Origin of the sequence: Evansella tamaricis, assembly GCF_019042215.1 — a bacterium.
GTDB classification, from domain to species: domain Bacteria; phylum Bacillota; class Bacilli; order Bacillales; family Salisediminibacteriaceae; genus Evansella; species Evansella tamaricis.
This window is the reverse complement of sequence record NZ_JAHQCS010000161.1, coordinates 1-12,568: the sequence shown is the minus strand read 5'-3', so window position 1 is coordinate 12,568 and position 12,568 is coordinate 1. Positions and strand designations below refer to the sequence as shown.

Sequence of the window (12,568 nt, the reverse complement as noted above, 5' to 3'; positions counted from 1 at the left end):
CTTTATTTATACCTATTTCTATATTTATTCTATTCTTAATCCATTTTTCCTTCAGTTAACGTCCAGCTAATGAATTAGATTCTCTTCCCTCATTAGTTATAACACTTACATTTGTTTTATTAATTACATAAGTACTTAAAAGTTCTTCCTTCTTAACAGACTTACCAGCATCCAAATCATATAATTTTTTTATTGCAAATTCTCCAAATAACTTTTGTCGTTGAGATACGACCGCATGTAAAATTCCTTGTTTAATAAATTTTAAATTTTGCGGGTTATTATCGAACCCAATGAAAATCTTATCTTTAATATCATGATCTTTAGCAAATAGGGCAATAACATTTCCAAAATCCCCATCCACCCCCGCAACGAGGTCATAATCTGGAGTTTTATCAATGTATTTTATTAAATCCAGTAAGCGATCCCGATGACTGTAATGTCCTTTTTGAATTCCCCCTAGTTTGATATTAGGATACTTTATGATGACATCCTGGATCCCCTTTATACGGCTATTTAAGTTTTCTTGATGCTCATTAATTGTACTTAACATAATCGTACCTTTTCCGTTTAATGTCTTAACGATTAAATTTCCCATTGTCAAACCTGCACTATAGTCATCCGTACCAATAAAGCTAATCCGTTTACTATCAGGTACGTCCGTATCAACACAAACCGTTTTCACTTGTTCTTCCTCTAATTCATTAATGACAGGTCTAATCTTCTTTTGATCCGATGGAATGAGAATCAAATAATCTAAACCTTCCTTTTTCAAAGACTTAATAATAGAAATCTGATCCATGCTGTCCCCGTCTTTTAAGTGACATGCTTTAAAGGCATACCCATACTTCTTTGCTGCTTTCTCTGTGTTATTAATCATTTGTTCTGTAAAAGGATGCCCTTCATATAAGTTGCTTACAAATGCTACTTTCTTTTGCTTCCGATTCGTTGTTCCTAATTCATACTTGTTTATAGATTCCCCTACTTTATCAACGATTTGCTGTAGCGTATTAGACAGATCATATAGAATTTCACTTGATTGTTTCTGTTGCATACTTAAAGATGCCGCCTCCTCCGTAGATGCCGCAGATTCTTGGGCTACACTGGCAATTCTACTAATGGCAGTAATGATGTTTTCTTTTGCATCATTTAAAACATTCATGTGTTGCCTTATTTGGTCCTTATTTAACACTAGATTATCCACACTGGAGTCAATCGTACCGAAGGCTGTTGTTACATCTTGAATTGTATCCTGCTGTATTTGGAATTTTTCGTGCGTTGCCTGTATAAGTTCAACCACATCTGATATTTCCCCTTGAACATCCGTTACGATCTTTCCAATTTCCGAAGCAGACTGATAACTTTGATCAGAAAGATTTCTAATTTCATTAGAGACAACGGAAAAGCCCCGTCCCGCTTCCCCTGCTCTTGCCGCTTCAATAGATGCATTTAATGATAGTAGATTTGTTTGCGAAGCTATGTTTGTAATTACTGATGTAATTGTATTTACTTGATTTACTGTTTTTTTCAATTGTTCAATAACATCAATTACCTTTATAAGTTCTCCCTTTGTTTTATTGCCAGAATCAATAGTCTTTAACAAATTATTATTCCCATTCTCTTTAAGTTCTCTTAATCTTTCAATCTCGTTTTCCATTATTTCCACAGAGTGAAGAACGTTTTCAAATTGATCTGACAAATCGAAAGTGGATTTGTTGGCACTATCTGCATCTAATGCCTGTTGTTGTGCCCCTTGTGATACAGCGAGGTTAACATCGGTCATTGCTCTTGCATGAGCCGAAGATTCACTTGCTGTCTCGATTACTACATTGGTAATTTTATTTATTTGAAAAATAGAGTCCTGAAATTCTTTCATAGTAGTTGAAAATTCATTAATAATGTAGGATAAATTGGGGTTCTTTTTTAGTTGTTCTTTTTTTTCTTTATTTTCTAAGTCTTTCTCTTTTATTAAATCTGCTGCAATAGTAGAATAATCCGCAGTTTTATTAAAAATGAAGTATATAGCAGCAAAAGAAACAAATGACAGTCCAAGTAATATGTTTCCTGGGAGAACATAAAACTGTCTTACTACTAGTGAACCGATTGCAAAAAATAGAATAATTATACCTAGTAAATTTTTTTTGCTCAATTCCATCTCATCCTTCCCCATTGTAAATATTTCCTAATTGATTACATCTATCATATTCCATATATCGACATTTATCCACATCTATTGAAAACGTTAACATAATTGTCTATAAATGATACATCATTTGTTTTTCAGTTGAATCGGCATATACCATATATAAATATATTGAACTCCAGTTTACTCTTGATATAATAGTATAGAAAATTTACAAATTAAAACTGGGGGAGTGATTCCTTTGCCCATAAATATTCCAAAACAATTGCCAGCCAGGCAAATCTTAGAGGAAGAAAATATTTTTATTATGGATGACGAGCGTGCGGTCCATCAAGATATTCGACCTTTAAATATTATCATTTTAAATCTTATGCCAGAGAAAGAAAAAACGGAGACGCAATTGCTCCGCTTACTCGGAAATACTCCATTGCAAGTCAATATAACCTTGTTAAGAACTTCTTCCTATGAACCAAAGAACGTCAGCCGTTCCCATCTGGAAGAATTCTATACGGAATTCAAAAACATTAAACATCTTCGTTTTGATGGTATGATTATTACCGGTGCTCCAATTGAACACTTTCCATTCGAAGAGGTCGGTTATTGGATGGAATTAAAAGAGATTATGAATTGGACGAAGGAAAATGTTACATCTGTTATGCATATTTGTTGGGGGGCACAGGCCGGCTTATATCACCATTATGGGATTGAAAAAGTTCATCTGCCGGAAAAATGTTCTGGGGTTTTCCACCATACAGTTCTCGCTGCTCCGGGAGTTAAGCTGATTAGGGGGTTTGATGATATTTTCATAGCCCCCCATTCCCGATATACTGATATTTCCTTAACTCAGTTGTTAGAAAATAACGAACTTCTGTTACTTGCTCAGTCTCCGGAAGCGGGGCCCTTTTTAATGATGTCAAAAGACGGGAAACATATTTTTGCAACCGGGCACTTGGAATATGATACATCTACTCTTGCCGATGAGTATGAACGTGATTTAAAGAAGGGGATAAATATTTTAGTTCCTGAACATTATTTTCCAGGTAATGATCCTAAACAAAGACCGGTAAATCAGTGGCGTTCCCATGCACACCTTCTATTTTCTAATTGGTTAAACTATTATGTGTATCAAGAAACACCTTATGAATGGAAATAACGAGGGGTACATGTAAAAGCTTTAAAGAGACTGGGATAAAACGAAAGTGTTACCTGAGATCGCGAACGAACAAAAACAGGTATAGGAGCAATGGTGCTCACTAGCCGTTCGCGGAAACGAAGTATAATACTATCCTTTCGTTCGATTTCTCATTTAAAACTGTTTTGTCCCAGCTGCTTTTGCCCTGCGATTTCATTGAACTAACTTTTTACACCTCTGATGTCTACTACCCTTATCCATGGTCACTTTTGTTAGAACTAAAATAGGCATAATAAAGACTCGTCACTGCTAAATCCACTTGGCTTTCGTCAACACCAAACATCATACTCACTTCTGAGGAACCTTGGTTAATCATTTTTATGTTAACACCTGCATTTGATAGTGCGGTTGTAGCTTTGGAGGCAATTCCAACCGTTTTAGCCATCCCTTCTCCAACAACCATGATCATGGCTAAATCCCTTTCCATATGAATTTCTTCCACCAACAATTCCTCTTGGATTCTCTTAATTATTCGTTCCTCTTTCCCACTACTTAATTGGTGATTTCTAATAATGATTGACATAGTATCTATACCGGAGGGAGTATGCTCATAGGATACGTTTTCATCCTCTAATATTTCTAATAAATGTCTGCCGAATCCCACTTCCCGATTCATTAAATACTTAGTAAGATTAATCGATGAAAAACCTTTATCACTCGCAATGCCCACAACTGGATGTTTTGTCGGTTTACGTTCTGCAACAATGCTTGTTCCGGGAGACTCTGGATGGTTCGTATTCTTTACCCTTACAGGAATCCTCTTCTCGACGACTGGCTGTAAAGCCTCATCATGAAATACGGAAAAACCAGAGTAAGCAAGTTCACGCATTTCTTTATACGTTATTTCTTTAATTTCCATTGGTTGATTCACTAAGTTAGGATTAACACTAAAAATGGAATCCACATCTGTGAAATTCTCATATTCAGTAGCCCCTATCCCAGCAGCAAGGATGGATCCTGTAATGTCGGAACCTCCCCTTGGGAAGGTTACGATATGTCCCGAATGAGAATAACCAAAAAAACCTGGAACCACCAATATTCCAGAGTGATCCCTTAACTTTGCAATTTCCACATAAGCTTCTGGCAATATCTTTGCGTTTCCTGGCTGGGCAGTTACAATTATTCCAGCTTCTTTAGGAGAAATATATTTTGCTTCGTAACCTTTGGAACTTAGATAATTTGCCATAAGCTTCGCATTATTGTCTTCACCGCTCGCTTTTAAGGCATCCAAAAGCCGTCCCTCTTCTAAACGATGCTCATGGATCGTTGCCAACAAGCTGTCTTCTATATCATCTAGTAGGTGTTGTTCCAATTGAAGTCCATTTACAATATCACCATATCTTGAAATTACTCTATTGAGTAAATCTTTACTGTATGTATCTCCAGTTACGCTATGTGCCAGTTGAATAAGTAAATCTGTTGTTTTTATATCTTGGTCATCTCTTTTTCCAGGTGCAGAAACTACAACTATCTTTCTTTCTGGATCACCCACTATAATCTTAAATACTTTTTCAAATTGAACTGCACTAGCTACGGAACTTCCACCAAACTTTACAACCTTCATACCATCATCCCTTTTTAAATGTACACACAGAAAGAACATGTGTGTTTTTCTTTATTGAGGTAAAGTATACTAAAATTAAATGTACTTGTCATTTATCTTTTTATTGAATTTATGGTTATTCTTCTGTAACGTCTTCTCCAAAATTAGGTTTATTTAAATAATAATATACATATCCCATTAATACACTTCCTCCGATAATGTTTCCTACCGTCACAGGAACAAGATTGTGAATAACTCCGGTCAATGTTATTGTTTCTGGATGTGGCAACACCAGTGCGATGGCGAATGTACACATATTTGCAATACTATGCTCATATCCGGAAATAAAAAAACACAAAACTAAGATTACCATAACAAAAAGTTTAGCCCCTTCTTCCTTTAAATTCATGGGAATAAAAAAAGCCAAACAGATAAGCCAATTACATAAAATTCCTCGAAAAAATAATTCCATTCCAGGTGCAGTCATTTTGTATTCAGTTATTGTTATTAGGAAAGAGTTTGTAGATGTATTGGAAAAAAGTCCTGTTGTCCATATTAAAATAGCAAATACAATTGCGCCAATACTATTTCCTAAATAGCTAAACACTGAAAGTTTTATTACCATCATCCATCTCATCTTTTTACGAAGCGCAGCAAGTGTAAAATAGAAGGTATTCCCCGTGAATAAATCCCCTCCACCATACGCAATTAATATTATTGCTGCACCAAAAGTAATGCCAGCAACAGGATAAGTAAATGGGGAGCCAACAGCATAAAAAAAGTTACCCGTTTTAAAAGCAACAATTACACCAAATCCAATAAACATACTAGCTATGATCGCACGTAATAAATATCTATACTTACTTTGCATAAACACCCTTTGTTTTTTTAATGCCAGTTCCTCTACTTTAAGTAAGGGAGTTACTTCCATGATTTCCACCTCCTATTCCATAAAAGTATTGTTCCCAAAAATTTCTGTGTTACTTAACCCCATCCCATAGGAATGTTTGTATGCTTTTATAATAGGAAATAGGAGTATAGGGAGGATAACCCTAATTCGATTGGTTTCAACATATTTATAGGAGGTATTTATGGTGTTTTCATCATCTCCCAGAAAAATTATTCTATTATGTATTTTAAGTTCGTTTATTGTAGCCTGTACTTTCAACGAGAATGAAACCGGAAATAATATGGAAGAACTGGAGGAAATGGAGGAAGAACTAAACCTTACATTAGAAGAATTGGATAATACGGAAGAGGAATTAAATTCACAAAATGAAAAAGTAAATGAAAAAGAAGAACAAGTGGAAGAGCTTAATCAACAGTTAAGAGAAAAAGAAGAAAAGATTGATCAACTTAAGAGTATGGTACCAGAGGAACAAGTGATTCTGGAAAAGTCTGAAAATATCGTAGATCTACTTGAAAATAAAGATTTTGAGACAATTTCAACGTATATTCATCCCGAAAGAGGAGTCCGCTTCTCCCCTTATGCCTATGTCAATGAGGATGAGCATAACCAATTAACGGTGGACCAAATTGAGAGTTTTATGAATGATTCTGAAGTTTATCAATGGGGATATCAAGATGGAAGTGGAGAACCTATAGAGTTAACACCTGCAGATTATTACTCAGATTACCTCTTTATTCGAGATTTTACAGAAGCGGAGGAAATTAATTACAACGAGTTGACTCAACGGGGCAATACACTACACAATGCCGATGAAGTGTACTCGGATGCTAATTTGATTGAGTACTTTGTACCTGCAAGTGAGGATGAGTTGGATTGGGCTTCTCTCATTCTTGCATTTGAAGAACATGAAGATGATTGGGTACTCGTGGGAGTTATAATAGACCGATGGACCATTTAGTATATCAGGTGGAGGCTGGGACAAAACCCCAGTAAACAATAAAAAGATTGGTACTCGCAATAATTTGTGAGTACCAATTTTTTTTGATTAATTATCGTTTAGTGTTGATTTCCACTCCCAGGATACTCGCTTGCCGCGGGCAACGCTTCAGCCTCCTGCCCTGCGGGGTCTTCAGCCGTTGCTTTAACAATAAGACAAAAAAGTGGTTCCAGTCATCATTTTTGATGTTTGTAACCACTTTTTTATTATTTTCGGTTAGTAATGTCCCAGCCCCCTTTCCTTTATTGAAATTAACCCTCCACTCCATTAACATATAGAATAACTAAATTATCTTTTGAAGATCTGGAGGAAACAAGTGTGAAACTAACTTTTTTAGGAACAGGCTCTGGCGTACCAGCCAAGCATCGAAATGTATCTTCCTTTGCCTTACATATAATGAATAAAGAAGGATCAGTTTGGTTATTTGATTGTGGAGAAGCGACCCAACATCAAATATTACATACTTCTATTAAATTACGAAAAATTAATAAAATTTTTCTCACCCATTTGCATGGAGACCATATCTTTGGTTTACCAGGATTATTAGGAAGTCGTTCATTTCAGGGAGCTGAAACCCCGCTGACCATTTATGGGCCCCAGGGAATTAAAGATTTTATTGAAATATCCATGAAAATAAGTTATACCTTTTTACGCTACCCATTAGACATAAAGGAATTCAAAGATGAAAAACCTCTTTTTGAGTGTGATGAATTTATAGTGGAAACTGGGCAACTAATTCATGGCGTTCCTTCTTATGGTTTTAGAATAACCCAAAAAGATCTTCCTGGGCCATTACTAATGGAAAAAATAAAAGAAGCTGGAATTCCTACTGGACCCCATCTAAAACAACTAAAAAAAGGATCTTACATCACTCTGAATGACGGTAGATCTTTTCATGGGCGAGATTTTATCGGTCCCCCAAAAAAGGGATTAGTAGTGACAATTTTAGGGGACACCAAATTTTCTGAGACAGCAATTAGATTAGCAGAACAAGCAGATTTATTAGTACACGAATCGACCTTTTCTGCCGAAGATGGTGAATTAGCTTTTGATTATTACCATTCCACATCTACACAAGCGGCTACTGTAGCGAAACTAGCGAAAGCAAAACAACTACTTTTAAACCACATTAGTTCCAGATATCAAATGGAAGACGCCAAGGAATTATTACATCAAGCAAAGGAAGTGTTCGAAAATACAGTGCTTGCAGAAGACTTCATGACTCTCCAAATCACAAAGCATTTACGGGATTAGCTCTAAAGGAGAGTCTCTTTGTCACAAAAAAACGTTATTCCATCTCCATCCAGGAAAAAAGATGATGTATTGCAAATCCACTAAAGGCAGAATCTTTTTCATAACGCTCTTTTACTATACCAAGTTGGACTTCTAGTTCTTCCTTTGCACTTCCGTAAAAAGTGATATATTCTTCCGGTAATGGAACTGTTTCCACTGCTATGATTATGTTTTTCCCCATTTCATTTGCCCATTCCATCTCCTGGCTAACAATATCAATGATGCCATTCTCCCCTTCGGATTCTGTTCTATACGCCATGATAGTAATGTTGTCTACCTTATCAATTAGCCAGTGAGCAAGTTTCCCTTCACCGAATCCATTCCGGTACTCTATTTCATCAAACCAAAATGGAATATCTGCACCAAAGGAGAGATTGAGATGTTTTGCCTCCTCAAGCATTTGTAAAATGGATTCTTGATAGACAGCAATAACATCATTCCGTTCCCCTTCCCAATCATCCCTTAAGTAAGGTTCAATATCGAGGTGGATACCATCAAATGCTCCATCCATCTCCGTAGATTGTTGATAGCCTGTCAACCAACGTATAAACGTTTGATGTTCTATTGGCCCCCATGTTGGTGTTCCGTCTAACGCATGTACAGAAATTCCTAATTCTTTAATCGTTTTTATAAACTTTCGATAAGATTCATAGGATATATTCCTGTCCACTTGTAAATAAACTGTCTCCACGTTGTTTTCGTGCAGAAAATTTCTTACTTTCTCTGTGCTTTCTTCCGATTCAATGAGGGATGCATCCCAAAGCCATGTTGATTCCAATGGTATACCGCCCCTTTCTTCTGAACTACAAGCAAAAGAGATAAAAACTGCTAATACTATTACCGTTATATTTATTATTTTTTTCATCATCAGTTAGGAACCTCTCCGTTTTTTTGACAATATTCGATTTCTTTTGAGATTATTATAGTATATCAATTCCATATAGAATAAAATAATCTTAACTATTTATTTCACTATTTTTCCCATTAGGAGGATTTGCTTTGAAAAAGCTTATATATCTATTTACTCCAATACTTCTACTCACAGGAGCTGCTCTTCCTTTCTTAATATGGCATTTCGCGGAAGAAACTAAACTTCGTATTGCAATTATTGATAAAACTGTTCCAGATGAGACATACCGGGAACATAAGGGACTCGTTTGGCTCCTGAATCATGAAAAAATAATTAATCCAAACAATGGAGAACACTACGACGAATCAATCGATTATTTTGGGTTTTTTCCGTTAGAAGATAAAGAGTATGATATCAAGGAGATTCCAGATGATTTAGGAGAATTAGATATCATTTACATTGCCGATACATATGGTGTTTTCCATGATGAATATTTTGGTGATAACCCTACAGGAGAAAGATCTGAAAAAATTTACGGCGGAATTACTCTGGACGAGATCCATACGATTAAAGACTATGTATATCAATACAATACTACTTTGGTTGCTGAATTCAACAGTTTTGGGAGTCCAACATCTTTAGACGCTAGAGCAGAACTAACCCAATTATTATCTTTAGACTGGACTGGATGGATTGGAAGATATTTTCCAGAATTGGACAGATCAAAGTCAGAAGAGGTACCTCCATGGGCAGTACAGCTCTACGAATCTCAATATAATCATGACTGGTCTTTTTCAGGCGGGGGCTTTATTCTCATCCATGAAGATGACACGATCGTCATTCTTGAAGAAGATGTACATTTTGGAGAAGAAGGGATAACTATTACTTTCACACCAGAAGGTAAGGAAATGTTTGTACTAGAAGAAAGTCCCCGATATGATTACTGGTTTGACATTATCGTTCCACATGAGGAATCTCAGGTACTTGGGAACTACCAATGGGACCTGACTAAAGAGGGGGAGGACCTCATTGATGAGTTTCATATTCCATCATTATTTCCTGCAGTGATCACATCTACCAGGCTTGGATTTCGGTCTTTTTACTTTGCAGGAGATTATGTGGACACGGAAAATATACCATCTTTTTACCAAATGAGTGGTTTAGCTACATTAAATAAATGGCTATCCTTGGAACGATTTTTTTGGGAAACATACACCCCTATGATGCAGACAATTCTGCAGATGGAAAGTAATAAGGAAACGATCGTTAGAACACCAGTTGCATTCGAAGATGAAATTGGTTTTTATACATCTAGAATGGGGGATCAAACGTTCCAGTTTTACCAGGATGGAACGTGGAAGGATCTCCCCATAAAGGGGATTAACTTAGGAATCGCCAAACCTGGTACTTGGCCAGGGGAAGCCGCTATTTCAGAAGAAGAATATTACCGATGGTTTCAGATGATTGGGGAGATGAATGCCAATGCAATTCGTGTCTACACCCTTCATCCCCCTGGTTTCTATCGGGCATTAGAAAGATATAATTCTTTACATGAAGAACCTCTGCTTCTTTTCCATGGAATGTGGATTGGGGAGGAAGGCCTCGAAGAAACACTGGATGCTTTTGACCCTGAAAATGTGGAACCCTTTAAAGAAGAAATCAAACATGTCATTGATGCCGTTCATGGAAATACTCATTTACCTGAAAATCCTGGACATGCAAGCGGGAACTATACCGCCGATGTTTCCCCGTATGTCATTGGCTGGATATTAGGAATTGAGTGGTATCCTGAAATGGTTTTACAAACTAATGAAATTTATAATGAAATTGGGGATTATGACGGTAAACATGTTTATACGACTGGTGCAGAAGCCTTTGAATATTGGTTGGCTGAAATGTTTGATTATACAATGGAATACGAGTTGGAAACTTATCAATGGAGTCGACCGCTGAGTTTTACAAATTGGGTCACAACAGATTTATTGGAACATCCTTCAGAACCGTCTCTGGAAGAAGATCTGGTGGGAGTTGATCCAAATGTAATTTATTTAAAGGACCATTTAAAGACTGGACAATTTGCCTCTTATCACGTTTATCCGTACTATCCGGATTTTCTAAACTATGACCCGGAATACTTGGCATTTATTGACCACCGGGGAGAAAATAACAGTTATGCTGGCTATTTAAATGATTTACATGAAGCTCATCGAATTCCCGTTTTAATTGCTGAATTTGGTGTGCCTAGCTCGAGGGGACTTACTCATAAGAATCCGTTCGGATGGAATCAGGGCTTACTTTCCGAACAGGAGCAAGGGGATATTAATGCCCGATTATTTGAAGACATTATGGAAGAGGGAATGCTGGGAGGACTTGTTTTTGCCTGGCACGATGAGTGGTTTAAACGGACTTGGAATACAATGGAACTGGACAGTCCATACCGCCGTCCTTATTGGTCAGATGCTCAGACGAACGAACAAAACTTTGGGCTGCTCAGTTTTGATAGTCTGAAAATACCGCTGAAAGGTGACAAAGATGACTGGATTAATAGCACTACACTTTATGAAACGGATAGTGAAACTGGCCAACAATCGATCAGAAAGCTTGATATGGACTTCGACGAACGGTATTTATACATCCGTTTAGACTTGACTAATCCATTAGCTGAAAACCCATTTGATACATTAAACGCTTTCCTTTTCTTTGATACCATACCAGGTCAAGGAAATAGCACCTTCGAAATAGAAGGGAACGAATGGATCGTGGAAGGGGGCGGAATTGATTTCGTTCTCCAATTAAATGGGTATGATAGTTCAAGGCTAATGGTAGACAGTTATTATGATTTATTTTATTACCAGTATGGTCATGAATTACAGATGATTCCTGAAGTGGACTATGCCTCTGAAAGAAATAACGGGGTGTTTCATCCAATAGAACTTGTTATCAGTAAAGAAATGTATATTCCCACAACAGATCAAGTGATTCCTTTTGAATCATATGAGACAGGCTTACTTCGGCATGGTGTGGCGGATCCTGCTCTTCCTGATTTTAACTCTCTGACTGATTTCCATGTGAATGAAAAAGAGGGAATGATTGAAATCCGTTTACCATGGGGATTGTTAAACGTAAGAGACCCTAGTGAGAAAGAGGTTGCCGGTGACATATGGTCTGATGGATTTGAAGCCAGTGTTTTTATCGATGATATTGGAGTCGGTGCTCTTCTAATTAATCCAAAAGAAGAAGGGGATATGTTACTGGACTCTTTACCACTTCAAAATAATGGGATTATTCCATCCGCTGAAATGAAAAGATTTAGTTGGGATAAATGGGGAGAAGTTCCTCAATATATTGAACGGCTAAAGCCTTCTTATGTTATTTTGCAGGAACTGTTCCGCGATTATTAAATATATAGCTAGACAATTAGAAAAGCGCAAGCGCCTATGGTCACGAGCGTAGGGCAGTGGAGGAATGACAACAGAAGTCCGTTCTTGACTTCGGTTGTCACTTCCGAAGTGCCCCGCAGCGAGTAGGAAGCAACTGAAAAAGTTTAGACCCACTTTTTCAGTTCCTTTTATTTGTATGGCAATGGCTGCGCTCGTCGCTCGCCTGATAGGAGAAAACCACTCCTATCAAGCTTTTTAAAGAT

General features: G+C 37.0%; 8 protein-coding genes. 4 read left to right on the top strand and 4 right to left on the bottom strand.

Translation table 11 applies throughout. The annotated features are described in order from the left end of the window. Nucleotides 1-55: 55 nt before the first annotated feature. Nucleotides 56-2,146 (bottom strand): substrate-binding domain-containing protein, encoded by a 2,091-nt coding sequence (locus KS419_RS19895; RefSeq protein ID WP_217068276.1) that lies wholly within the window; start codon nucleotides 2,144-2,146, stop codon nucleotides 56-58. Between the two features lie 235 nt (nucleotides 2,147-2,381). Between KS419_RS19895 and metA the strand changes: the two genes are divergently transcribed. After that, nucleotides 2,382-3,293 (top strand): homoserine O-acetyltransferase MetA, encoded by a 912-nt coding sequence (gene metA / locus KS419_RS19890; RefSeq protein ID WP_217068274.1) that lies wholly within the window; start codon nucleotides 2,382-2,384, stop codon nucleotides 3,291-3,293. Nucleotides 3,294-3,525: 232 nt separating this feature from the next. Here metA and KS419_RS19885 read toward each other — a convergent pair whose 3' ends face one another. Continuing rightward, complete coding sequence (locus KS419_RS19885; protein WP_217068273.1) at nucleotides 3,526-4,896, bottom strand: aspartate kinase; 1,371 nt, start codon at nucleotides 4,894-4,896, stop codon at nucleotides 3,526-3,528. 115 nt (nucleotides 4,897-5,011) lie between these two features. Further along, on the bottom strand, nucleotides 5,012-5,806 hold the full coding sequence (locus tag KS419_RS19880; protein WP_217068270.1) for a formate/nitrite transporter family protein: 795 nt from the start codon (nucleotides 5,804-5,806) through the stop codon (nucleotides 5,012-5,014). Between the two features lie 163 nt (nucleotides 5,807-5,969). Between KS419_RS19880 and KS419_RS19875 the strand changes: the two genes are divergently transcribed. After that, entirely contained in the window at nucleotides 5,970-6,743 is a 774-nt protein-coding gene (locus tag KS419_RS19875) for a hypothetical protein (RefSeq protein WP_217068269.1), read from the top strand. 357 nt (nucleotides 6,744-7,100) lie between these two features. After that, nucleotides 7,101-8,036: a ribonuclease Z gene (rnz, locus tag KS419_RS19870; protein ID WP_217068268.1), complete on the top strand. Its 936-nt coding sequence runs from the start codon at nucleotides 7,101-7,103 to the stop codon at nucleotides 8,034-8,036. A 34-nt stretch (nucleotides 8,037-8,070) separates the two neighbouring features. Here rnz and KS419_RS19865 read toward each other — a convergent pair whose 3' ends face one another. Continuing rightward, nucleotides 8,071-8,943 carry a hypothetical protein gene (locus tag KS419_RS19865; RefSeq protein ID WP_217068267.1) on the bottom strand — a complete coding sequence of 291 codons (873 nt, stop codon included), beginning with the start codon at nucleotides 8,941-8,943 and terminating at the stop codon, nucleotides 8,071-8,073. Nucleotides 8,944-9,074: 131 nt separating this feature from the next. Between KS419_RS19865 and KS419_RS19860 the strand changes: the two genes are divergently transcribed. Further along, nucleotides 9,075-12,326: a glycoside hydrolase family 113 protein gene (locus KS419_RS19860; RefSeq protein ID WP_217068265.1), complete on the top strand. Its 3,252-nt coding sequence runs from the start codon at nucleotides 9,075-9,077 to the stop codon at nucleotides 12,324-12,326. Nucleotides 12,327-12,568: the final 242 nt, after the last annotated feature.